The sequence below is a fragment of the Ectothiorhodospira lacustris genome, assembly GCF_022227845.1.
GTDB classification, from domain to species: domain Bacteria; phylum Pseudomonadota; class Gammaproteobacteria; order Ectothiorhodospirales; family Ectothiorhodospiraceae; genus Ectothiorhodospira; species Ectothiorhodospira lacustris.
This window is the reverse complement of the sequence record NZ_JAJNQN010000005.1, coordinates 25,078-48,011: the sequence shown is the minus strand read 5'-3', so window position 1 is coordinate 48,011 and position 22,934 is coordinate 25,078. Positions and strand designations below refer to the sequence as shown.

Genomic DNA, 22,934 nt, shown 5'->3' with positions numbered 1-22,934 from the left:
CTTTCATCAAGGGTACATCGCCATCAGGATATATGAGGGTTAGAATGGTTCTACAGGATTTCCGCAAATGAATGAATCCGGAGGTGACCGTGTCGACCGAATCGCAACCTCGTCTTTACTATGACGCCTCCTGCGGGCTGTGCCGGAAGGAAATCAACAAGCTGCGTCCCCGTCTGGAGCCACGGGTCAGTCTGATAGACATCAGTGCCGCCGATTTCCGGCCGCCCGAGGGCTATTCACTGGAAGCCCTGCTGACCCGCATCCATTATTTCGACGGTGAACGGATGCGGGTGGGCTTTGCCGCCACCCTGGGTTACTGGCGCGCGGCGGGCATGGGCAGGACCGCCGCCCTGTTGAGTCTGCCGGGGCTTTTCCATTGCGGTGACTTTGCCTACAACCAGTGGGCCAAATGGCGCCGTAGACACAGCAGTCAGTGTACGATCTGAAGATCATGCCCGCACCCGGTTCCTCCCATGAGTTCAATCTTGAATCCCGCCGTTCCCGCCTGGCTGAACCTGTTTCGCCGTGCCCCCATCGTCGACGACACCACCTGCGCCTGGATCCGGGACGTTCACGCGTGGGCCATGGCACAGCAGGATGACCTGCGTCCCCTGGACCAGGCCCACCTGGTCATGCCTATCCGCGAACATTTCCCGGCCCAGGTACAGTCACCCCACGAGGCCGCCGTGGCCACCTTTGCCGCCATTCGCCGCCATGCCGGGCTTGAAGCGGTACCGATGCAGCTGGTGCCGGCCGGTGACGGCACACGGTTTCCGGCGGTACCCAGCGAGACGGAGCCGCTGGTGCTTGAGTACGACCCGTTGCTGTGGACGAACCGTCAGGCCCTGGTGGCCCAGTTGGCCCGGGACCTGGCCGGCTGGTGGATGTACACGCGCTCCCGACCGGCACCGGCCCAGGCGGGCAACGAGACCCATGTGGCGGAGCTGATCGCGGTCTGGATGGGATTCGGGATTTTTATGGCCAACACCGCCTTCATCAGCCGGGTGGGCGGATGCGGCAAATGCGCCGGCCCGGCCATCGACCGGTCCGCCTCGCTGGGGCGCCCGGAGATCGTCTATGCCCTGGCCTGTTTCTGCCGCGACAGGAAGATTGCGCCCGGCGAGGCCAGATCCTTTCTGGAGCCCCCGTTGAAGGGACTGTTCCGCCAGGCGCTGCGGCTGGCGTAGGGAAGGCGATCTCTCAAAGCGGCCACACCACCAGCAGCAGGGGTATCGAGACCGCCACCACGATGATCTCCAGGGGCAGGCCCAGCTTCCAGTAGTCGCTGAAGCGAAAACCGCCGGGACCGAGTATCAGGGTGTTGTTCTGATGGCCGATCGGGGTGAGGAAGGCGCAGGAGGCACCGATGGCCACCGCCATCAGGAAGGAGTCGGGGCTCACGCCCAGCGCGGCGGCGGTGCCGATGGCAATGGGGCACATCACGGCGGCGGTGGCGGCATTGTTCATCAGGTCGGACAGGAACATGGTGACCACCAGGATCAGCGCCAGCCCGACAACGGCATGACCCTGCGCCACGTTCTCGATCAGAAGGCGGGCTATCAGGTCCGCCGTGCCGGTGGCCTCCATGGCGCCAGCTACCGGGATCAGGGCGCCCAGCAGCACGATCACCGGCCAGTCGATGGCATCGTACACCGCTCGCGGCGGCACGGTGCGCAGGGCCATGGAAGCAAGCACCCCAATGGCGAAGGACACCGCCGCCGGCAGCAGCCCGAAGGCGGCACCACCGATCGCAAACAACATGATCAGACTGGCCTCCCAAATCTTGCGCTTGTTGGGGATGCGCAGCTCCCGCTGGGCCAGGGGTACACAGGCATTGTCGGAAGCGAACTCCGAGATGGACTCGGGGGGACCCTGCATCAGCAGCAGATCGCCCGACTGGATCGCCATCGAACGCAGCCGCTTCATCGAACGCTTGCCCTCCCGGGACAAGGCCAGCAGGTTCACCCCATAGCGTGTGCGCAGAAGGATGTCGCTGGCCGAGCGTCCGGACAGGGGCGAGTTGGGCAGTACCGCCAGTTCCATCAGCACGATGTCACCGGATTTCAGCGGGGCTTCGGCGGCCTCGATGTCATCGCCGTCGCCGTCGCCGTTGTCCCGTTTGCCGGCCGTGTCCGCATCCTTGCCTTTTTTGTCCTTGGCCGCGGCGGCATCGGCCTTTGCATCCGCTTCGGGGAGGGCGTCCTTCTCGGGCTTGACCTCCTCTTCCAGCTTGAGACCGAGGATGGACAGCACATCGGTCAACGCATCGGCCTCGGCCTCGATCATCAGGATGTCGCCGGCATGCACCTTGCGCCCTGAATTGGCGGCGATGATGCGCACTTCCCTCTGTACCAGGCCGATGATCTGGGCATCGACATCGGCAAGCGCATTCTCGATCTCCCGTAGCCGCATGCCCGCGGCCTTGCTGTCTTCCATGACGCGTACCTCGGTGATATAGGCGCCGGATTCGAAGCCCTCGATGCCTGATTGCTTGCGCGCCGGCACCAGTCGCCAGCCGATCAGGGCAACGAACAGCACACCCGCCAGCGCGACGGCCAGGCCGATCGGGGTGAAGTCGAACATGGCAAAACTGCCCGGCCCGGTTTCGGCGCGAAAACCGGAGACGATGAGGTTGGGTGGGGTGCCGATCAGCGTGGTCATGCCGCCGAGAATGGTGCCGAAGGCCAGCGGCATGAGTACCTGACCGGGGGTGAGTTCGAGTCGCTGGGACAGATGGATCGCCACCGGCATGAGCAAGGCCATGGCCCCCACATTATTCATGAACCCCGACAGGAAGGCCCCCAGGCCCATCAGCGCCATGAGACTGAGCATGCGTCCGGACTGGGCCGGCAACACGGTGCGCGCCAGCACGTCGACGGCCCCCGAGGTTTGCAGGCCGCGACTGAGCACCAGCACGCAGGCAACCGTGATCACCGCCGGGTGGCCGAACCCGGCGAAGGCCTCGCGGGCGGGCACCAGGCCCACCACTACGCAGGCCAGCAGGGCACCGGCCGCCACCATGTCGTGGCGCCAGCGTTCCCACAGGAACATGGCGACCGTTGCGGTCAGGATGGTCAGAATGAGCCATTGATCCTGTGTCATCGCGCGTCAGGTCCCTGGTGTCCGGGATGAATCAACTCAGCATTGCCCGCGGGCGGAGGGCAAATGTGTGTTGGGGGGTACGTCCTGTGCTGGGGAGCACGCCCACCATGTTCCGGGGCGCCCCCCTACCGTCACTCCCGCGAAAGCGGGAGTCAAGGACTTTCAGTGGATCACTGGATTCCCGCCTGCGCGGGAATGACTGTGTGCGTCTGGATTCCCGCTTACGCGGGAATGACGGGCCCGGAGCATTCAAAAGGGGGTATGCCCCCGCCCGCCCCCGCATGACCAGGGCAGCGACCTCCTGAAATACCCGCTTCGGCAAGGCGCCTCAGGCCGACAGTTTTGACGACACCTGTCCAAGACGCCCGGAGAGGGTATGCAGATGCCGGCTGGCCTGCTCGGTACGCTGCACGCTGTCCTGGTTGGTGGTGGCGATGTCGGTGATCTCCACCAGATTGCGGGAGATATCCTCCGCCACCGAGGTCTGCTCCTCGGCCGCCGTGGCGATCTGTCGGTTCATGTCCCGGATGGCTTCCACGGCGGCGGTGATCCGCTCCAGCATCGCTCCGGCCGCATGCACCTGCTCCAGTCCCGCGGTGCTGCTGCGTTGGCCTGTCTCGATGGCGCTCACGGCATCCAGAGCGCCGTTCTGCACCGTATCGATGATCTGATGGATCTCGGCGGTGGATTCCGCCGTGCGCCGGGCCAGGGTGCGGACCTCGTCGGCCACCACCGCAAAGCCCCGGCCCTGTTCCCCGGCCCGGGCCGCCTCAATGGCGGCGTTCAAGGCCAACAGGTTGGTCTGTTCAGCGATGCCCCGGATCACCTCCAGCACCTTGCCGATGCGGGCACTGTCCTCCTGCAGGCGGCGGATCACCTCGGCGGTGTTGCCGATCTCCCCGCTCATGGTGGTGATTCGTTCAATGGTGGTCTGCATCACCCGGTGCCCCTCGCCGGCGGCACGGTCGGCCTCATCGGCGGCGTCGGCGGCCTCGGCCGCGTGGCGAGCCACCTCCTGGGCGGTGGCGGACATTTCGTGCATGGCAGTGGCCACCTGGTCGGTACGGTCAAACTGATCCCGGGTGCCCTGGGCCATGCGTCCGGCAATGGTATTGAGTTCGGAACTGGCGCTGTCCAGGGCACTGGTGCTTTCTTTGAGGCTCTGAAAGGTCTCGGCCAGAAAATCCCGCAGCAGATTGGCGGCCGAGGCCAGACGCCCGAGTTCGTCCTTGCGCCTGACCTCCACCCGCCGGGCCACCCGCCCATGACTGAGTTCGTCGATATGATCGACGAGGTGATTGATGGGCAGGACGATGGCCCGGTTCACCATCCACAGGCTGAAGGCGGCCACCCCGGCAATGCCCGCGATCAGGATGATCCAGCCCAGCATCAGGGTCCGGCCGGCGGCATCGCTGATCCTCCCTGATTCCTGGGTGGCCCGCCGATGCAGGGTCTCCACCAGCGCGGTCATCTGCTCGGAGGCCGCCCGGTCGATACCCCGCACGGCGGCATCGCCAATGGCGGGATTCGCGCCCGCGGCCAGGAAACGCTCATTGCCCTGGCGATACGCCTGCCCCATGCGCTGGTGCTCGGTTCGCAGCGTCTCGATCTGGCGCAGAAGTTCCGTGTCGCCCATCTGCCGGGCGGTGGCCGCCGCCGCTTCCAGGCGCTGCTGTACCTGGGTTTCGTGGTTCTGGAAGCTGCGCCAGTAACGGTCATGGTCGGCGGGATTGGCCCCTCGGATCAGGACGTTTTTCCATTCCTGCACCTGTACCTTGAACTCCACATTGGCGGCGTCCACCTGGGTGGCAACCCGAATGGTTTCTTCCACCAGGGACCGGTACTGGCCCAACCCTTGCCCCAAGGCCACGAAGCAGGCGGCGGCCACGATCAGCACCAGCAACAGACCGCCACCCAGGAGGCCGACCAGCTGTGCACGAAGGGAGCGGAGCAAGGGCATGACGATACATCCAAGCTGTGGGTTATATCGGAAGTATAATCCCTCCGATCCGGAAACCAGGTTGCCGGCGCATGAATTTTCCTTTGGCTCTGATCAAGGGCATCTTTCAGCCGGCTTCTCCCGGGTCATTCAGCCTGGAGAATCACAGGCATGCGCTGAAGCATCACAGGCACACGCGTCATTCCCGCGAAAGCGGGAATCCATCCAGTGGCCACGATGTGAAAGGGGCCGCCACCCTAACGCCAGAAATAAACCATCACCACCCCCCCGATCATCAGCGCCACATTCACACCGACCCGCGGCAGCGTGCCATGCCGACCGATACGATAGATGGCAAAGCCATAGGCAATGGCGGCAGCCAGACCCACCACCCCCGCCAACAGCAGAAACACCATCGACCCCGCATGGGCCTGGGCCCCGGGGTTGGCCTGAACCAGCGACTTCAGCGTGAGCCCGGCCACCAGCACGAACACCCACTGCGACAGCAACCTGCTCTCAATGTAGTAAAAGCCCTGATCGAAGGGATTTTTGAACCGGCGCACCGGAAAACGATGGAAAAGAAGCGACATGTTCAACGCATCCCGGATGGGGAAGAAGAACAACGCCAGCCCGGCCGCGATCAGCGCCCCCATCCAGAGATCCCTGATTGCGCCGCTTTGCAGAATCAGGATCTGCAGGATGGCGCCGAGCAAAAGGAAGGGTACCGGCGAGTAGTGGCAGGCCAGTTCCGCGTGGCAATGGGTACACTCGAACCGGTTGGCCGCGGAGTGGGGCCACCTGCCCCAGACATGCAATAGCACGGTGGGGAAAAAGATGGTCTTCCGCTTGCAGGCAGGGCAGGTGAAGAGCATGAGGCACCGGATCGGAGGCGTGGGATGAGGCTCGGAAAAAAGATTACCGACAAACATGCTTTCGGGATATCGGCAGCCCACTCTCCAGCTGCCGAAAGCACATGGCCATGATCGCCATGTGCTCCCGAGGTTCCTCAAACTATCCGGATTGCCGGACCCTCATCACCGCGCCATCAGAGCGAATACCCCCCATCCAAGGTACTCACGCGTGTATGCGACGTGGCGCCTGGGGGCGTCATTCAGCTGGGATCGAATCTCTTGTGCAAAGTCGTCATCGGGATTCGCTTCAAGCCACCGGCGCATGGTGAGCCATTTGGCCGCCTCGTATCGGTCCCAACCTTCCTGATCCGCCAGAACCATTTCCACAACGTCGTAGCCGAGCTCGTCAAAAGACGCAACCAGCTCCGGAAGCCCATGAAAGTCCGAGATGGAATTGGCAAAGCACTTCTTGGCAACCTCTTCCGACGGCGGTAACTGACGCCAGTAGGGTTCACCGATGAGGATGATCCCGTTGCTGTTGAGACTCTTTTCCAAAAGCTCAATGGTGCCGGCAACTCCGCCACCAATCCATGTGGCACCGACACATGCAGCCACATCGCACTTGATGTCGGCGACATAGCCGGCAGCATCGCCATGAATGAATTCCACTTTATCGGTGACACCGAGTTCTTCAGCGCGGAGTTTCGCTTGCTGGCTGAACAACTGACTCATATCGACACCGATGCCGGTAATCCCGAAATCCCGTGCCCAGGTGCAGAGCATTTCGCCCGAACCGCTGCCGAGATCGAGCAGACGAGTTCCGGGTTCAAGGCGCAACACGGCGCCGAGGGTGGCGAACTTTTCTGGCGTGAAAGGATTATGAATGCGGTGAGCACTTTCGGTAATGTTAAAGATACGTGGGATATCCAATGTGGAAAGCCTCTTTAACGAACATGAATGGATGCCGGCATGGTTCAACGCCAGTGGGAGCGGGGGTACCGAAGGGGTGCTGCAACCTGGATTGGTGTCTCTGCGAGAATCGAACTGAATGGTAGTCGAACTGAGGTCTTACTGAAAGAGCCGGAATGACCAATGCTCCGTAATGGCTGAGACACGGTGAAGGCCCGAACCTCCGGCAACGAGAGAGACCCGCGTGCGGGTATTGTGGAAGTCTGGGGAGAAAAAACCCCGGTTATACGATTAGGCTGCTTCAAAGTTCAGAGGGTGAATGTCATCCAGGTTGACCGTTTTGCGGGCCACCCAAAGATCGTACATATCCTGCATCGCGAGCCAACTTTCAGGAGTACGCCCAAGAACCTTGGATAACCGCAGAGACATTTCGGGACTGATACCACTGTCTCCTTTGAGCAGCCTGGACAACGTGGAGGGGGAAACACCCAGACTTGAAGCAAGCTGACGAGAGCTAATACCGAAAGGCTCCAGATACACCTGGCGAATGAACTCACCAGGATGCGGCGGATTATGCATAGTCATTAGTGATAATCCTCATAATCAAGAATGTAGGCGTTGCCGTCCTGAAATTCGAACGTTATGCGCCAATTTCCGTCAACCCGAATCGACCACCGGCCTTTGTCCTTTCCCTTCAATGAATGAAGCCGAAAACCAGGGATGTCCATGTCTTCCACCGAAGTAGCAGTATCCAGAGCAGCCAGCTGCATACGCAGCTTCTTGGCATGATCCGGCTGTATGCCAGACGTACTGCCAGTCGCGTAGAACCGCTTCAGTCCTTTGTGACGGAATGATTTGATCATGAGGCAATGCTAGCACGTTGCGCATCACGCAACAATAAGGCTTCCTGCTGGAGCATCTGAGATGTCCACAGTGTGGACCAACGTACCTATGGCGTTGAAGGTCACCATGGTTGCATGGTCCTTTGAACTCCGGAGGAAACGCCCCGTGCGGACCCGCATGCGGGGTGTTGTGGAGGCCGGGGGAGAAAAACCCCCGGCTATCCGATTAGGCTGATGTGTTACCACTCGCGCCATTCCTCAGTTAGATCATCTTTACCATTGCCAACCCCTACATCAGCAGCTGCTTTGATAATCAATTCAGCCAAGTCTTCGCGTTGATCTGTTTCGATGAGAGATTCGCCAGACTCCAAATTTAATATGTTTAGTGCTAAGACCGTGTCCTTGACTACTGACATTACGGCTTGTTCGTCTCCATGGTCACTGGATGAGACTCTTTGAATGTATGAATCAAGTATCTCACCACACTTTTCTATATCCGCCTCGGTGTAGCCAGGATCGCCTTTATCCTCAAGAACCGCCTCCATATAACTGCGCATTCCATCAAGGGTTCTCTCCCGAATTCTTAGAATTTCTACATTCATTTACAACTCCCATAGTTTGCAATATTGGGCGGTGCCTAACGCCCGTAGCACGCGCGGCCTTGTAGTGGAGGCGCAGCCGCAACGAAAAGGCCGTCGCTGTGCCTGCGCCGGTTAAGAGGTAATCTGCTTGCACATAACATCGACCGCGACTCCTTTATATTTGCATCTTTCTAGATGGCGCCACCCAAGCTTCTCATAAATTTTCGAGGCGAATTCAGTATAGAGGTACCAAGTATCAGCACTGGAGCGAACTGCCTCAGCTTCGCACCGAGCGATCAATCCAGTTGCTATTCCGTGATGCCGGAAAGACTCTTTGACATAAACGGCAGCCAGCCAAGGGGATAAATCCGGTTTAGTGTCCATGTCGTTCTGTACTAGAGCAGCCGAACCAATAAGCTGACTCCCTGAAACAGCAACAAAGATTGAAGGAATACCCTCTCGTCTTGCAGCTTTGGAAATTGCTTCGGTTCGACCTTCCAGTGTAAGCGAGGGGTTCAAATGCCTCCACTCTGAATGGTGGAGCTTCGCCAACTCCGTAATGAACTCTTTCTTGTCAGCCAGAGGAACGATTTCCACAGTCTTTGTCTCTTAACGCTTCAAGCAGAGGCGCCAGCTCCGCTGGCGTCCTGCTGCCTTGATTTGTGTACGCCCGACATGGGCATGAACTGATGGGGTGAAAGTCCCCCGTGGAGTACCTGTGATGTCCACACTGCGGACGACTGTAACTACTAGCCGACGGCAAGGGCAAACCCGTGAGGGAATGTCTGAAGGAAGCCCGAGCGCAAAGGTGTGAGCCGACGGACAGACAAAATCGCCGGGAGCGATTTTGGACAGCCGCAGCCTGGCCCGAAGGGCGAGCCCCAGGGATGGGGCGAGTAAATCGCATATAAGGCTCAGTCCCCGGGCAAGTCAGCACAAGGTGACGAAGCCCATCAGGTGCAGGGGATAGGGTAAATGCGGCGGTTGTGCACTGAAAGTTCATGTTTTTATTCGGGGAGATCTGTCTCACTTGCGGTCCGTGTCCCTATGGGAGTCGAACTGAGGGCCAGCCCGAAAGAGCTGGAATCACCACCGGACCCTACCGTGACCCGGGCAGCGCGCCAATCGGCAACGCTTGGCGTGATGAGGCAGAAGCCAGCAGACGCTGGAGTATCCCCACGAAATCATGCAGGGATCCCGGCGGCAAACACGGATCGTATGGCCGATCTGATGCGGTGTAAGGTGTCGTCGAGGATGTTGGCGGATTCTCGCCGCAATACCCTCAAGCCCAGGAAAAAATGGGATAGCACCCGTCGCTTGGCAGTGTTCGGTTGGTAATGTCGATGGCGCCCCTCATGCCCTGCTGCCAGACCCACCAACCAGGCCGCGAAGCTGGCCAGGGCAGCAATCAGCAGCAGCACGTCAAATCGTTGCGCAGAGCGGGAACGGGAACGATTCACGCCAAGTCCATAATGCTCGTTCTTGCTGGATCTGAAATCCTCCTCAATCTGCATCCTCAACGAATAGAGCTCTGTCACCCGTTCGGTGATCTTCGACCCTCCAGGCAGGGAGGTGGCAATCACCCAGGGTTCCCGTTTGCCAGCGGCATGCGCACGACTTTTACTGCTCTGGGACCGCTGGCCAGACCGGGTCGCATGAATACGCCCCTGGAGAGTCTTGCGCAGGCCATACACCTGGCACACCAGCGAATCGTTGCGGGTCATGGCAAAGGCACCCATGAAGGTCGGCTGATTCTCATCCAGCAAGCTCCCCAGCTGGCGGGTATTGAGCCAAGTATCCTCGCCCGGCCGCGTCATCTGGACCAAGCCTCGCGCTCGGCCCACCCAGTCCCAGCCCAAGGCTTCCACGGCGCGGAACCAGGGTTTCTTGAAACCGGCGTCCGTGACGATCACCGGGCAGACTCCGGTGGGCAAAACCTCCGAGAGGCGCTTCAAAAAGTCCTCCTGGATCTCTCGGTTAGCGTACTTGGCCTGAGGGTGACACTCCTGGTACAGGGTTCTTCCCTGGCCGCCCACGGGCAGCGATGCGCGCAGCACGTGAATGCTCTCATTCACCGCCACCGGCGACCAATCCACCAGAATCACCGGGCGCCCTTCCTGCCCCACCAGCCAGTGGGTCATGGCCTGATAAACCGTCGTTGCCTCCCGATGCATCCTGGGGTTACCGACAAGCCGATCCATCTGCTTGATGTTCGCCTTTTCGGTGATCTTTCGCTGCGATGCCCGGCCAAGACCGGTGACCGAGGTGGTCTGCCCGTCCAGAGCCGCCGCCGTGGCGATCAGCAGCGCGTTGAAGCGGGTGCGGTGAATGGATTGACAAGCAACCCCCAAGTTTGCGTGAATCAGGTCCGTGGCGCGCATCGGTGTGTTTCGTGGCTCTTTTTTGGCTTCGTCACCTTAAAGAATCACGATCTTGCCGGTGCATGTCCACCCCCATCTCCCCTTATCCCCCTGTTTCACAAGGAATTCCGCCCGCAAAAACGTGGGGATAGCCCAGGCTCAGAGCTGCAGCCACCAGGGGGTATTTATGCCTCCACCGGCTCCAGCAACTCAATCAGCAAAATCGGGATGGGCGTGTCCAATGTGGTGGTTCAGGCCGGCCTGGGGTGGTTTTTTCTCTCAGGATCATCCGCCTGCCAAGCTCTTTATTTCGATCTATACTCGGTCTGCTTGGCCCGAGTGTCGATTTGCTTCGGCGAACGACCTCATGGCAGTGCGTGAAAGCGCAGAGCCGCGTGCGGCCGGTAAGGTTCGACCTTCCGGCCGCTTTATTCCGCGTCCGTGATTGATAGTCTCGGAGGGATTCGATGCTGATCCTTTTCGCCTTCCCCATCACGGACTTGCGATCCTTTACGACATCCAAAACCTATCGCCTGCCCAAACCGACGGTTCCCGCGCAACCGGGAAAGCACTTCATCCGTGATACCGGCATGGTGCATGTGCGTCTGCAGGGCGGCAGCCAGGTTGCTCAGGGGGAGGATATGTTCTGTCGCGCCCGCGGTGCTTGCCTGCTGCCGCGGGACGCTGCCTGGAGCTATCTGTCGTGGAATGGCTGTCAGGTGCGGTTTTACCATCTGTTTCGGCGCTATTTTCGTACCGGAAAGGCAACATCCCGCTTCGAAATCGGTTTTCGCGTTGCCACTGGTGACGCAGCTGGCTGCACGCATCTGCCGGCAATAGAGCTTGTTAAAGCCTTGGCGGTCCTACCGGTCAGGGTATCGACAGGACGTGACGGCAGACGCAATGTTGCACTGGCTGCAGCCGCTGATGCCTTGGCTGACCATTTTCGGATCGCCACCACTCGACAGGATCGCAGCGGCCAACCCTATCCTACCGAACGTTGGTGGTGTGCGGCCGGGGAACCCTTGGTCGTCATCGAACTCGATGCCTCGGAGGTGCTTGTGCTGCCGGAATACAGTGTCGGTGTGGATGCCATTCCCGACCCCGGTAGCAATTTGCGTTTTTTTCGCAAGACCTTGCCGAAATGTTCCACGCCAATCGGTTGCTGGGTCTTGCAGATTGGCAGGGGGGCTCGGAGGGATCAGGCACGTCAGCTACGCATGCATTTGATACGTGTCCATAGCGAAGTGCAATGTCTTCAACGCGTTGTCCAGGCTACCCAAACGAATCTCAGACCCGCGCCACTTTCCGATGCGGCAAATCATCTGATCACGTATCTGGAGACGCTGTCGAAGCTGCTCGGAAAGGAGAAGCGCTATGGCACCAGACAGCGGAACATCCTCGACGTGGCGTATGAGTCCCATAGCACGGCCTGGACTGGAGAGCTGACAAGCTTGCTCACGGCCTCCGAAGGACTGTTAGGTGATCTCAAAAAACAGGAAGAGGCGGAAAAAATCATGCAGGAAAGGTGGCATGCTAAGCCTTGGGAGCGCATGTTGGGCGCGATCACAGCCCTGTTCATCGTCGGCCTGGTGGGATATCTCGTGATTCGCAACGAGCCTTTTGCCGACCAGAACTTTGTAGTCATGCTACGGATTCTACTCAGCTTGGCGGTATCCGTGGTCGGCGCCGTGATACCTGGGTTTCTCCAGGTGGGCTGGAATGGTTCGGGTCTTGCGATCCGTGCCGGTGGTGCGTTGGCCTTGTTTGTGCTGACCTTCCTGCTAACGCCCCAAGTGCTGCCATAGACCGCGGGGAATCCCCACGAAGGATGGCTGGTCATCACTGAATTGCGCACTTCGGCCGTTAACTACCCCGGCGCCGGAACCGGCTGGATTTCTCGCCACGCCATCTGGACAGGCATGAGTTCCAAAAGCTACTGGCACCTGTCCCGATCCCTCGGCACCCAGACCGGGATGACCAATGACTGGCTGCAATGCCAGGGCTTGATCAGCATCCGCGATCAATGGATGAAAGCGCATGGTTGCGCCTGAAATCGTCGTGTGCTCCCTTCTTATGAACCGCCTAGTGCGGACCCGCATGCTAGGTGGTGTGGGGAGGGCGGGCTAAACACCTACCCTTACCCGATTAGCCTATTTTGATTTTGCATACTCTTTAACCTCGTCTAAATGTATAAAAACACAAGTCTTGATATTTGCTTCAATACTCGCTGCCGCTTTTAATAAGCGGTGATCCATCGTTACGAATGCATTGCACTCTGAAAGAAGAGCTGCCACAACGATTTCAAAATCTTCATTTGGAATCGTTGAGCGCTGGCTTATGCCTTCCATAATTTCAAGCCTGCGCAAATATTCAGATTGCCTGTACAGCTCTTCATACGAAGTAACCGCGCATTGAATGGTTTCAAGGAAGCCCCTGAACTCTGAAAATAATAACTGGTACTTTCTGTGATTTTGAAATATCAGTTGATATTTCTCCCAGTCTAGCGAAGCCGCATCCCAATCTTCTTTACGCACATATCTTTTCACTCTTTCCATGTACTGGTCATAATTCTCTGGCAGCACATATTGAGTTTCGTCAGCCTGACCAACCCAATAGTGGGCATGAAAGATGGAACCTTGATGAAGCTTCCCTGCTGCATCTCCTAACGGAATGGGGTCTGATTCTTTCTTTAGAAATCTATTTGCCCAATCCTGCCTCCCTTCATCTGGTTTTTTCCCTCCAATCCCTCTGAATGCTAAATATGATTCGTAAGTACATTTCTCAAAGGTAATCCGTTTAAAGTCTTGGGAGTCCATTATGAACGACTCTTTGCACCCATTCCGGTAACGGCCAAATATAGAAAGTAGTACGTTCGTATCCAAAAAGATTGCGGTCTTTTTCATAGGCTAACACCAAAGCACGCGCAGCTTTGAAGTGGAATCGATAGCCGCAACGGAAAAGCTGTCGCTGTGACTTTGCTTGTGTACGCCCGACACGGGCATGAACTGATGGGGTGAAAGTCCCCTGTAGGAGTACCTGTGATGTCCACACTGTGAACGACTGTAACTACTAGCCGACGGCCAGGGCAAACCCGTGAGGGAATGTCTGAAGGAAGCCCGAGCGCAAAGGTGCGAGCCGACGGACAGACAAAATCGCCGGGAGCGATTTTGAACAGCCGCAGGCTGGCCCGAAGGGCGAGCCCCAGGGATGGGGCGAGTAAATCGCATAGAAGGCTTAGTCCCCGGGCGAGTCAGCACAAGGTGACAAAGCCCATCAGGTGCAGGGGATAGGGTAAATGCGGCGGTTGTGCACTGAAAGTTCATGTTCTTATTCGGGGAGATCTGTCTCACTTGCGGTCCGTGTCCCTATGGGAGTCGAACTGAGGGCCGGCTCGAAAGGGCCGGAATAACCATCGAACCCTACCGGGGCTGTGGTCGCCATGGGAGCCGGACTGAGGGCCAGCCCGAAAGGACTGGAATCACCACCGGACCCTACCGTGACCCGGACAGCGCGCCAATCGGCAACGCTTGGCGTGATGAGGCAGAAGTCAGCAGACGGCATAGTAGCCAAATGCTCACCGTAATGGGTGAGACACGGTGAAGGCCCGAACCTCCGGCAACGAGAGAGACCCGCGTGTCTCAACGGCCGTAATGCGCCCGACCGGGTGAAACGGCCTTGGCGATTCGTTGGGTAACCAGCGTTGAAGGTCACCATGGTTGCATGGTCCTTTGAACTCCGGAGGAAACGCCCCGTGCGGACCCGCATGCGGGGTGTTGTGAAGGCCGGCGGAGAAAAACCCCCGGCTATCCGATTAGATGCTTTTTGCCAACATGGCGATAGCACTTGAGAAGCCGTCCCCATGACCAACCCTTGATATTTCAATTCGTTCATTTAACCCTGTATCACTTGTGAAGTTCAGGTCTTCGTATAAGGTTATTGGCAATTCAAGATTATCTTTGAAGCGTTTATCTGGGCCGCCTCGCTTATTAACATATTTCCAAGTTCTATCAACAACCTTTGCATCTTTTGGGACACTTCCATCCTCGATAAACCGTGTGCTTTCCACCGATATTCGAAGATTTGGATAACTCACAGCGCCAACACCATTTGGCTCAAAAATAAGCACCTTATCAGGGAAAAAATATAAGGTTTGCCTGCCAACTGGTATGGATGGAATTGATACATTGGTTTTTACATACGGAGGATTCCCTATGCCCAGTGATATTGAGGTTCGTTTGATTACGTTCGTTGCGCCAGCATTACGCTTTCTGTCTTTGATAGCCCCCTCCGCCTCTATATGCCATTTGCTAGACGATGATGAAAGCTGCTCGAAAGAATGATGAAGTTTCTGATAAAGCGATTCTATTTCTGGCTCAAGATCAAAGAATAAAACCGTGGTTTTTCTTAAATTGTCTTTGACCGATGCAAAAACAGTGAGCGCGACTGAAACGGCTGCTATAACAAGAGCAAGAGTTGGTGTTTCTGAATTCTTAAAGGCGATGAAGGTTAAAATAGCACCAAGCACTGCTACAAACGGCCAGATTCTTACCTTCTTTCTATTGGCATTCATTTCAGCGACGAGATCAGCCGATGATGAGTCAACCATCTGTGTGATATGCGCGCTCTCTATTTCTCTTAATGGTTCATGCCCAATCTCGGTGTTACTTTGCTGCAATTCAGGGCTATTTGGAGCTTGATTTCCTCCAGTGGAACCAGAGGGTAAGGTTTTTCTGTAATACAAAACTCCCCTTCCCATATGGACGTAGTTACCCCGAGGCCCAGTTCCAAAACGTAACCCTTTGACTCCAGCTGATACGCCAACGCCGGATTTCGATAAATTGAACCTGAAGGGTCCGACACTAATTGCTTTGCGAATATAAAATCCCATCTATGGAACTCCCTTCTTTTGCATCTAACGCCGCAATCACGCGCTTGTCGCGTGCATTGCATGGTTAGTGTTTCTCTTTCTTGCGATTAAATAATGCATTTAGTTTCATCAGGTCGTATGTGTTTTTTATTAGGCTGTAAACATTAATCAATCCCAAAACAGATAGCCATAGTGATAAAATTGACACTAAGCTACTTGTGATATTCATCACTAATATTAATGACACAACCAGGAGGACGTAAACTCCGATAGAAAATAAGAATGAGCGCGCATAAATTTCAAATGCCTCTTTTTCATGCAGCCACTGCACAAAAGGAGAGTCAGATTTAGAATAAAAAGTCCAAAAAAGCCCCAATGAGGCCGCCAACAAAACTACCGCGAAATTGCTTGCAACGTCCTTGGAGGAAGAGTTAATAAATCTGATAATTTCTGAGAATTCGAAGACAGAGAATGTCAAAATAACTATAACCGTTGATGCGATAATCTCAACGAGATAGGCCCAGAAAACGAGTAAGTTTTTACTCATCCATCTCGCCTTTCGGGTGGAGCTTGTCAATTTCATTTATGATCGCAGATAGTGCTGCCTGAGCTTCTTTTGTCTTGGCAGTAGTATGCATTCCTCGCACGAAATCCCGCACTTGCTTTATTGATCCCCTGGCCGAGACCGAACCCGACCACACAGTTTCTTCTGCGTCATTTCGAATACCAGTAAATTGAACATCTCCTTTTTTATAACCTTGCTCTGCAAGGTAAGCAGATGCATACGGTCGTGCGTCTTCAGATTTAGATAGCCCATTCGGACTCTTCATATCTTGCGTATATTCACGAACCCCACTTTTTACTAAATCGTCATACAAAGATTTGGTGTAACGTGTTAGTTCGGGATTTGGTATGCGCAAAGTAACCTTCATGCGTGTGAGCTTATCAAAAGACCTGAAGAGCCCGATTATTCCATGCTTTTCGGATACAGGCTCTAGCTCAAAAGAGGAAGTAAACCCCAGAGATAAAGCAGTTTCAGATATAATCTGCTCAAAAAAATCCTTCCACGCCGTCTGACTCAACTCACCTGTATGTTCAACCGCCACCAAATGTCTGGATAGATCGAAGAAAACCGTCGCCGCAGAAGCCAACGGAGGGGTCGCGGCCGATTTTCCTGCCGATAGGCCTTCTTCAGTTACTATGAGGCCATCCTTGCTTATTGTGCTTCGGGCCAAAATTAGTGAACAAAACGCACGCCCATGAATTAACGGATAACAATGGAACTCTCTGACGCTCCAAAGAAACTCCGCCGTCCGTGTCTCTTGGGTTTGGTCACGTTTTGAATCGCAAGACGCCTCGAGCACCCGCTTTATTTCAGTGTCAGACCTTATTCTCGACTGATCCGCGTCTTCTAGAAAAAGATCCTCGAAATCAACGACATTCAACCTGTAGAGGTCAAAATTAAACCTTCGTGACAAAACCATTCTCCATTTATTAAAATGCGTCCGAACCTAACAGAATCAATCCCCGCCATCTGCCTCCCCCATCCGGGCACCGGACACCCCCTGGCCCCAGCCAGTCCCGCCGGTAAACTCATGACTCAATGAAAGGAAACCCAAAGAAAAAAACCGCCGCCGAAGCCCACCCGCTTCACCGGCACGGTTCCATCGCCACCCGGGGCGGGTGGCGGGAAGATGCGTCAGCACACAGTTGGCCGGTATTGCACCGGCCCTGTTGATCTCCATGTCTCCGGCTCCTTGCCGAAAATCCACACTGCTACCAAGGCTAGTTCATTTTGTGACGATTTTCACGCCTCCACCGGCTCCAGCAATTCCATCAGCAGTTGTGCATGGGCGCGTCTGAGGTCTTTCAGGCTGGCCTGGGTGGCTTCTTCTCCAAAGATCATCCGTGTGATGGCGGCATACAGGGCCGGGGCCATGAGTAGTTCCGCCTGTTGGGTGAGGGGGCTGTGGCGTACGAGGCCCCGGGCGCGGCAGTGCTCCAGCATGGTCTTCTGTTCCTTCAGATAGATGTCCAGCACCTCGCGGCGCCAGTAGTCCACCAGGTGGGGGGCGCGGTGGCTCTCGGTGATGAGCAGGCGCAGGGCGGCGATGAAATCCGGGTCGGTAACCCGGTCGTAGGTGTGTGTAATGAAGGCGTCCACCACCTCTGCCAGGGTGTCGCCATCGTCCAGCATCCATTTGCGGTTGTTGAAACTGGGGCTGAGCACCTTGAACAGTAGGCTCTCGAAAATCTGGTCCTTGCTCTTGAAGTGGGCGTAGAGGCCGCCCTTGGACAGGCCGGCCCGGGCGGCGATGTCATCCATCCGGGTGGCGGTGAAGCCTTTCTCCGAAAACTCGATCAGGGCTGCCTCGATGATCTGCCGCATGCGTTCTTCGGCGGCGAGGCGGCGGCGTCTGGCGGGAGGCCGGGGGGCGACGGTGCTGGACATGATGACTTTCCGGTTGCCGGTATGGGTGGCGCGCGTTCTTCAGCCCATGCGTCCCAGGGTCTTGCGGAAGCGGGCCAGGGAAACGCTGAAGAGTACCGTACCGATCAGGAGCAGGAACAGGCACTGGGGCCAGATCACGTCCAGGCCGGCGCCCCGGTAGAGGATGGCCTGGCCCAGTTCCACGAAGTGGGTGGTGGGGGCCACCAGCATCACTTGCTGCACCAGCTCGGGCATGCTTTCCCGTGGCGTGATGCCGCCGGAGAGCATCTGCAGGGGCAGCAGCACCAGTACCATCAGCATCCCGAACTGGGGCATGTTGCGGGCCAGGGTAGCCATGAAGATGCCCATGGAGGTGGTGGCGAACAGGTGCAGGGCTGCGCCCAGCAGGAACAGGGACACCGAGCCCTGGATGGGCACGCCCAGCAGGCCCCGCACCACCAGGAACAGGGACGCCGTGGCGGCCAGCAGGACCACCAGGCCCATGGACCAGATCTTGGCCAGCATGATTTCACCGGGGGTGACCGGCATCACCAGCAGGTGTTCCACCGTGCCGTGCTCCCGCTCCCGGATCAGGGCGGCGCCGGTGAGGATGATGGAGAGCAGGGTGACGTTGTTGATGATCTGCATCAGGGCGCCGAACCAGACCTCGTCAAGGCCGGGGTTGAAGCGGGCGCGCAGTGCCAGATCCACCGGTGGCCCCGTGGCGTCACGGTAGCGCTGCACGAATTCCTGCACCTCCGCCATGACGATCTGCTGGATGTAGGTGTTGCCGATGAACGCCTGGCTCATGCGGGTGGCGTCCACGTTGAGCTGGATGTCCGGCGAGCGTCCGGCCAGCACGTCCCGCTGGAAGTTGGGCGGGATGTTGAGCACGAAGGTGTAGCGTCCGGCGTCCAGGCCCGGGTCCATCTCGGCCCAGGTAATCAGCGCCGGTCGCTCGAACATGGGCGGATAGAAGGCCGAGGCGATGCGGGCGGACAGGGGGGACTGGTCCTCGTCGACGATGGCGATGGCGGCCATGTTGATGCCGGAGGGGAGGGCGGTGGCGGCGGTGTACACCGAGATGGTGACGGTGTAGAGGATCAGGACCAGCATGATCGGGTCCCGCAAGAGGCTCCACAGTTCCTTGACGCCCAGGCGATGAATGTTCATGAGGCGGCGCATGGTCAGCGCTCCTGCTTTTTCAGCAGCAGGATGGACAGTCCCATGATCACCGGCACCGCCAGCAGCATGGGCCAGAAGATGGTGTACAGGTCGCTCAGGCCCAGGCCCTTGCTGAAGATGCCCCGGGTGATGAGGAGCATGTGGGTGGCCGGGTAGATTTCACCGACGAGGCGGCCGGCGCCTTCCAGGGAACTCACCGGGTGGATCATGCCGGCAAACTGGATGGCGGGGATCAGGGTGCCGATCATGGCCAGGAACATGGCGGCCACCTGGCTGCGGGTGACGGTGGAGGCCAGCAGGCCCATGCCGGTGGAGATGATGCTGAAGATGAGCACCGCCAGCAGCAGGGTGGGGAAACTGCCGGTGACGGGCACGCCGAACAGGGTCACTGCCAGCAGGGCCATGAGCAGGAAGTTGATCATGGCCAGGGCCACATAGGGGATCTGCTTGCCCAGCAGGAATTCGACGCGGGTGACCGGGGTGACGTAGAGGTTGGTGATGGAGCCCATTTCCTTTTCCCGCACCACCGACAGGGCGGTGAGCATGGCCGGCAGCATGAGCAGCAGCAGGGGGATGACCGCCGGCACCATGGCGGGCAGGCTGCGCACGTCCGGGTTGTAGCGGAAGCGGGTTTCGATCCCGGCGACGGGGGTGGCCGCGGCGGTGCCCAGGCGCAGGGCCTGCTGTTCCAGCAACCATTGCCGGTGGATGCCCTGGACATAGCCGCGGACGGTCTCCGCCCGTCGCGGCATGGCGCCGTCGATCCACATGCCGATCTCCACCGGATGACCCCGCAGCAGGTCACGCCCGAAGCCGGGCGGAATCTCGATGGCAAGGGTCAGTTCGCCGTTGACCATGCGCCGGTCCAGGTCGGCGTAGTCCCGGATCGGGGGCCGTTCGTTGAAGTAGCGGGAACCCGCCAGGCTCAGGGTGTAGTGCTGGCTGAGGGTGCTCTGATCATGGTCGAGGACGGCGTACTGCAGGTCTTCCACGTCCAGGCTGATGCCGAACCCCATGATCACCATGAGGATCAGCGAACCCAGCAGGGCCAGGGAGGCGCGGACCGGATCGCGGCGCAGTTCCAGGGTCTCCCGCCACAGGTAGCTGAGTAGCCGTTGCGGGCTGAACTGGGGGCTGCGGCTGTGACCGCGGGTGGGGGCGGGGGGCGTCTGGGGCGTGGCCTGGGGTTTGTGGCCGTCGTCCGCCACGGCCTGATCGGTGCCCGCGCCGGCCTCGATCAGGTAGTCGATGAAGGCCTGCTCCAGGGTGTCGGCACCGCGTTTTTCCACCAGTCTGGCGGGGACATCGCTGTCCAGCACCTGGCCGGCGTGCATCATGGACATGCGGTCGCAGCGTTCGGCCTCGTTCATGAAGTGGGTGGAGATGAAGATGGTCACCCTGTCCCGCCGGGACAGGTCGATGAGCAGGCGCCAGAAGTTGTCCCGGGCGACGGGGTCCACCCCGGAGGTGGGTTCGTCCAGGATCAGCAGTTCGGGGCGATGGACCATGGCCACCGCCAGGGAAAGCCGCTGGCGCATCCCCAGGGGCAGTCTATCGGGCAGGCTGTTGCGCACGTCTTCCAGGTCAAAGCGCCGGACCATCTCGTCCACCCGGGCCGGTATCTCCGTTTCGGGCACCTGGAACAGACGGGCGTGCAGCACCAGGTTCTGCTGCACCGTCAGTTCCCCATACAGGGAGAAGGCCTGGGACATGTAGCCCACCCGGCGGCGGGTGTCGATGTCCCGCGGGTCTACCTCGTGTCCGAACAGCCAGGCCTGACCCTCGCTGGGGGGGAGCAGGCCGGTGAGCATTTTCATGGTGGTGGTCTTGCCGCAGCCGTTGGAGCCCAGAAAGCCGAAGATCTCCCCCCGGCGGATGCGCAGGCTCACTCGGTTCACCGCGACGAAATCACCAAAGCGCATGGTCAGGTCCCGGGCCTCGATGGCCACGTCGCGGGCCTCGCCATCCTCCAGGGGCGGGATGCGTACCGGTTCGTGGCCCCGTGTCTTTTCCTCCGGCAACAGCTTGATGAAGGCCTCTTCCAGGTGCCGGCTGCCGGTATTGGCCAGCAGGGCCGCCGGGGTGTCCGTGGCCAGAACCCGGCCCTCGTCCATGGCCACCAGCCAGTCGAAACGCTGGGCTTCGTCCATGTAGGCGGTGGCCACCAGCACGCTCATCTGCGGGCGATCCCCGCGGATGCGGGTGATCAGGTCCCAGAACTGGGCGCGGGCCAGGGGATCGACGCCGGTGGTGGGCTCGTCCAGGATCAACAGGTCGGGATCGTGGATCAGGGCGCAGCACAGGCCCAGTTTCTGTTTCATGCCGCCGGAGAGCTTGCCCACCGGACGGCTCAGGAAGGGCTGCAGGCCGGTGCTGCCGGTGAGGTCGTCGATGCGGCGGCGGCGTTCGGGGGCGTCGTGGCCGAACAGGCGGGCGAAGAACTGCAGGTTTTCTTCCACCGACAGGGTGGGGTAGAGGTTGCGCCCCAGTCCCTGGGGCATGTAGGCGATGCGGGGGCAGACCGCCTCACGGTGACGGCGGTCTGCCATGTCGCCGTCCAGGACCGTGATCTGTCCTGTCTGCATGGCCCGGGCGCCGGCCAGCAGGGCCAGCAGGCTGGACTTGCCCACCCCGTCCGGCCCGATCAGGCCCACCATGCGGCCGGCGGGGATATCCAGGTCGATATCCCGCAGGGCGATGACCGGGCCGTAGCGCAGTCCCACCCCTTGCAGTCGGGCGACCACGGGGGCGGCGTTCATCCGCGGGGTACCCGGGCAGCGAGGGCGTCAGGCCAGGGGGTTTGCGGGTCCAGTTTCACCCAGACCACGCCGGGCAGGCCGGTCTTCACCTGGGTGAGGTGCTGTTGCAGCAGTTCCCGGTCGATCTGGGCCCTGACCCGGAACATGAGTTTCTGGCGTTCGGAGGCGGTTTCCACGGTTTTGGGGGTGAACTGGGCGGTGCTGGCCACGAAGGAGATGCGGGCGGGAATCACATATTGGGGGGCAGCGTCCAGAATGATGCGGGCCTCGCTGCCCAGGGCCACCCGGCCGGCCTGCTCGGTGGGCAGGAAGAAGGTCATGTATACGTCGCTCAGGTCCACCAGGTTGAGCACGCGGCCACCGGCTCCCAGCACCTCGCCCGGCTGGGCCACCCGGAACTGTACCCGGGCGTCCCGGGGGGCGGTGAGCCGGCTGTCCAGAATGTCTGCCTCGATGCGAGTGATGGTGGCGGCGGCGGCGGTCACGCCGGACTCGGCGCCGGTGACCTGGGCCTCGGCAGCGGCGATGGCGGCACGTACGGCTTCCGCCTGGGCCTTGGCCGCATCCACCGCCGCGCGGGTGCTCTGGGTGCGTGCGCGGTCGTCATCCAGGATCTGTTCGGAGATGGCGCCCCGCTGGGACAGGCTCTCCGAACGGACCAGCCGGCGCTGGGCGGCGTCCAACTCGCTTTCCCGCTGCACCACCAGGGCCTGGGCGGCGGCCAGGTCGCTGCGGCGCAGGGCCACCTGGGCCCTGGCGCTGAGCACCGTGGTGAGGGCCTGCTGGTGCTGGGCGCGGGCCTCGGCCAGTTGGGCCTCCAGGGAGCGGGTGTCCATCTGCGCCAGTACCTGTCCGGTGGTGACGAAATCCCCTTCGTCCACGAAGATCTCCGCCACCCGACCCGGCAGCTTGGTGGCCACGTCGACCTCGGTGGCCTCGATGCGGCCGTTACCCGAGGCAAGACCCGGGTGGACAGCGCCGTCCTGAAACTGCATCCAGGCGTAGAACGTGCCGGCGGCAACCACCAGCAGGGTGGCGACAATGCTCAGTGTCTTGAGTGGGGGGTGCATGATGCAGACCTGTGTGGCGTTGCAGGGGGGATGCT

At 59.2% G+C, this 22,934-nt stretch carries 20 protein-coding genes; 4 read left to right on the top strand and 16 right to left on the bottom strand.

From position 1 onward, the window contains the following. The first annotated feature begins 89 nt into the window (after nucleotides 1-89). Nucleotides 90-446 carry a thiol-disulfide oxidoreductase DCC family protein gene (locus LQ956_RS05420; RefSeq protein WP_238630199.1) on the top strand — a complete coding sequence of 119 codons (357 nt, stop codon included), beginning with the start codon at nucleotides 90-92 and terminating at the stop codon, nucleotides 444-446. Nucleotides 447-473: 27 nt separating this feature from the next. Beyond that, nucleotides 474-1,187 (top strand): hypothetical protein, encoded by a 714-nt coding sequence (locus tag LQ956_RS05415; RefSeq protein WP_238630200.1) that lies wholly within the window; start codon nucleotides 474-476, stop codon nucleotides 1,185-1,187. 13 nt (nucleotides 1,188-1,200) lie between these two features. Here LQ956_RS05415 and LQ956_RS05410 read toward each other — a convergent pair whose 3' ends face one another. The 9 genes from LQ956_RS05410 to LQ956_RS05370 form a co-directional block, all read right to left on the bottom strand. Further along, the gene (locus LQ956_RS05410) at nucleotides 1,201-3,102 is read right to left on the bottom strand and encodes an SLC13 family permease (RefSeq protein ID WP_238630201.1); all 1,902 of its coding nucleotides are present in this window, start codon (nucleotides 3,100-3,102) and stop codon (nucleotides 1,201-1,203) included. 328 nt (nucleotides 3,103-3,430) lie between these two features. Then, entirely contained in the window at nucleotides 3,431-5,062 is a 1,632-nt protein-coding gene (locus LQ956_RS05405) for a methyl-accepting chemotaxis protein (RefSeq protein WP_274521524.1), read from the bottom strand. 236 nt (nucleotides 5,063-5,298) lie between these two features. Beyond that, nucleotides 5,299-5,913: a hypothetical protein gene (locus tag LQ956_RS05400; RefSeq protein WP_238630202.1), complete on the bottom strand. Its 615-nt coding sequence runs from the start codon at nucleotides 5,911-5,913 to the stop codon at nucleotides 5,299-5,301. Between the two features lie 162 nt (nucleotides 5,914-6,075). Beyond that, entirely contained in the window at nucleotides 6,076-6,822 is a 747-nt protein-coding gene (locus tag LQ956_RS05395; protein ID WP_200177326.1) for an SAM-dependent methyltransferase, read from the bottom strand. A gap of 270 nt (nucleotides 6,823-7,092) precedes the next feature. Beyond that, nucleotides 7,093-7,386, bottom strand: a complete 294-nt coding sequence (locus LQ956_RS05390) for a HigA family addiction module antitoxin (protein ID WP_238630203.1) — start codon at nucleotides 7,384-7,386, stop codon at nucleotides 7,093-7,095. Further along, the gene (locus LQ956_RS05385) at nucleotides 7,386-7,664 is read right to left on the bottom strand and encodes a type II toxin-antitoxin system RelE/ParE family toxin (protein ID WP_238630204.1); all 279 of its coding nucleotides are present in this window, start codon (nucleotides 7,662-7,664) and stop codon (nucleotides 7,386-7,388) included. The genes LQ956_RS05390 and LQ956_RS05385 overlap by 1 nt, the downstream gene beginning before the upstream one ends. Before the next feature lie 218 nt (nucleotides 7,665-7,882). Continuing rightward, nucleotides 7,883-8,245: a hypothetical protein gene (locus tag LQ956_RS05380; protein ID WP_238630205.1), complete on the bottom strand. Its 363-nt coding sequence runs from the start codon at nucleotides 8,243-8,245 to the stop codon at nucleotides 7,883-7,885. A 111-nt stretch (nucleotides 8,246-8,356) separates the two neighbouring features. Further along, nucleotides 8,357-8,821: a GNAT family N-acetyltransferase gene (locus LQ956_RS05375; RefSeq protein WP_238630206.1), complete on the bottom strand. Its 465-nt coding sequence runs from the start codon at nucleotides 8,819-8,821 to the stop codon at nucleotides 8,357-8,359. Between the two features lie 587 nt (nucleotides 8,822-9,408). Next, complete coding sequence (locus LQ956_RS05370) at nucleotides 9,409-10,605, bottom strand: IS4 family transposase (protein ID WP_238630367.1); 1,197 nt, start codon at nucleotides 10,603-10,605, stop codon at nucleotides 9,409-9,411. Between the two features lie 446 nt (nucleotides 10,606-11,051). On the opposite strand from LQ956_RS05370, the gene LQ956_RS05365 reads away from it, so the two are divergent. Both LQ956_RS05365 and LQ956_RS05360 read left to right on the top strand, forming a co-directional pair. Next, the gene (locus LQ956_RS05365; protein ID WP_238630208.1) at nucleotides 11,052-12,392 is read left to right on the top strand and encodes a hypothetical protein; all 1,341 of its coding nucleotides are present in this window, start codon (nucleotides 11,052-11,054) and stop codon (nucleotides 12,390-12,392) included. A 114-nt stretch (nucleotides 12,393-12,506) separates the two neighbouring features. Continuing rightward, nucleotides 12,507-12,638, top strand: a complete 132-nt coding sequence (locus LQ956_RS05360) for a maturase (RefSeq protein WP_238630209.1) — start codon at nucleotides 12,507-12,509, stop codon at nucleotides 12,636-12,638. Between the two features lie 99 nt (nucleotides 12,639-12,737). On the opposite strand, the gene LQ956_RS05355 is transcribed toward LQ956_RS05360, so the two are convergent. From LQ956_RS05355 to LQ956_RS05325, 7 genes are all read right to left on the bottom strand, one after another. Continuing rightward, on the bottom strand, nucleotides 12,738-13,403 hold the full coding sequence (locus LQ956_RS05355; RefSeq protein ID WP_238630210.1) for a hypothetical protein: 666 nt from the start codon (nucleotides 13,401-13,403) through the stop codon (nucleotides 12,738-12,740). A 995-nt stretch (nucleotides 13,404-14,398) separates the two neighbouring features. Next, nucleotides 14,399-15,475 (bottom strand): DUF4236 domain-containing protein, encoded by a 1,077-nt coding sequence (locus tag LQ956_RS05350; RefSeq protein ID WP_238630211.1) that lies wholly within the window; start codon nucleotides 15,473-15,475, stop codon nucleotides 14,399-14,401. A 518-nt stretch (nucleotides 15,476-15,993) separates the two neighbouring features. After that, a complete protein-coding gene (locus LQ956_RS05345; RefSeq protein WP_238630212.1) occupies nucleotides 15,994-16,932 on the bottom strand; it encodes a DUF4747 family protein in 939 nt (312 codons plus the stop codon). Between the two features lie 329 nt (nucleotides 16,933-17,261). Beyond that, entirely contained in the window at nucleotides 17,262-17,906 is a 645-nt protein-coding gene (locus LQ956_RS05340; protein WP_238630213.1) for a TetR/AcrR family transcriptional regulator, read from the bottom strand. 39 nt (nucleotides 17,907-17,945) lie between these two features. After that, nucleotides 17,946-19,070, bottom strand: coding sequence for an ABC transporter permease (locus tag LQ956_RS05335; protein WP_238630214.1), 1,125 nt, complete (start codon nucleotides 19,068-19,070; stop codon nucleotides 17,946-17,948). Nucleotides 19,071-19,072: 2 nt separating this feature from the next. Further along, entirely contained in the window at nucleotides 19,073-21,829 is a 2,757-nt protein-coding gene (gene rbbA / locus LQ956_RS05330; protein WP_238630215.1) for a ribosome-associated ATPase/putative transporter RbbA, read from the bottom strand. Further along, entirely contained in the window at nucleotides 21,826-22,899 is a 1,074-nt protein-coding gene (locus LQ956_RS05325; protein ID WP_238622853.1) for an HlyD family secretion protein, read from the bottom strand. Before LQ956_RS05325 ends, rbbA begins: the two co-directional genes overlap by 4 nt. Between the last annotated feature and the right edge of the window lie 35 nt (nucleotides 22,900-22,934).

Coding starts and splice junctions, on each gene's coding strand:
- LQ956_RS05415 (WP_238630200.1), top strand. CDS start 474: ATGAGTTCAATCTTGAATCCCGCCGTTCCCGCCTGGCTGAACCTGTTT.
- LQ956_RS05410 (WP_238630201.1), bottom strand. CDS start 3,102: ATGACACAGGATCAATGGCTCATTCTGACCATCCTGACCGCAACGGTC.
- LQ956_RS05405 (WP_274521524.1), bottom strand. CDS start 5,062: ATGCCCTTGCTCCGCTCCCTTCGTGCACAGCTGGTCGGCCTCCTGGGT.
- LQ956_RS05400 (WP_238630202.1), bottom strand. CDS start 5,913: ATGCTCTTCACCTGCCCTGCCTGCAAGCGGAAGACCATCTTTTTCCCC.
- LQ956_RS05390 (WP_238630203.1), bottom strand. CDS start 7,386: ATGACTATGCATAATCCGCCGCATCCTGGTGAGTTCATTCGCCAGGTG.
- LQ956_RS05385 (WP_238630204.1), bottom strand. CDS start 7,664: ATGATCAAATCATTCCGTCACAAAGGACTGAAGCGGTTCTACGCGACT.
- LQ956_RS05380 (WP_238630205.1), bottom strand. CDS start 8,245: ATGAATGTAGAAATTCTAAGAATTCGGGAGAGAACCCTTGATGGAATG.
- LQ956_RS05370 (WP_238630367.1), bottom strand. CDS start 10,605: ATGCGCGCCACGGACCTGATTCACGCAAACTTGGGGGTTGCTTGTCAA.
- LQ956_RS05365 (WP_238630208.1), top strand. CDS start 11,052: ATGCTGATCCTTTTCGCCTTCCCCATCACGGACTTGCGATCCTTTACG.
- LQ956_RS05360 (WP_238630209.1), top strand. CDS start 12,507: ATGAGTTCCAAAAGCTACTGGCACCTGTCCCGATCCCTCGGCACCCAG.
- LQ956_RS05355 (WP_238630210.1), bottom strand. CDS start 13,403: ATGGACTCCCAAGACTTTAAACGGATTACCTTTGAGAAATGTACTTAC.
- LQ956_RS05350 (WP_238630211.1), bottom strand. CDS start 15,475: ATGGGATTTTATATTCGCAAAGCAATTAGTGTCGGACCCTTCAGGTTC.
- LQ956_RS05340 (WP_238630213.1), bottom strand. CDS start 17,906: ATGTCCAGCACCGTCGCCCCCCGGCCTCCCGCCAGACGCCGCCGCCTC.
- LQ956_RS05335 (WP_238630214.1), bottom strand. CDS start 19,070: ATGCGCCGCCTCATGAACATTCATCGCCTGGGCGTCAAGGAACTGTGG.
- rbbA (WP_238630215.1), bottom strand. CDS start 21,829: ATGAACGCCGCCCCCGTGGTCGCCCGACTGCAAGGGGTGGGACTGCGC.
- LQ956_RS05325 (WP_238622853.1), bottom strand. CDS start 22,899: ATGCACCCCCCACTCAAGACACTGAGCATTGTCGCCACCCTGCTGGTG.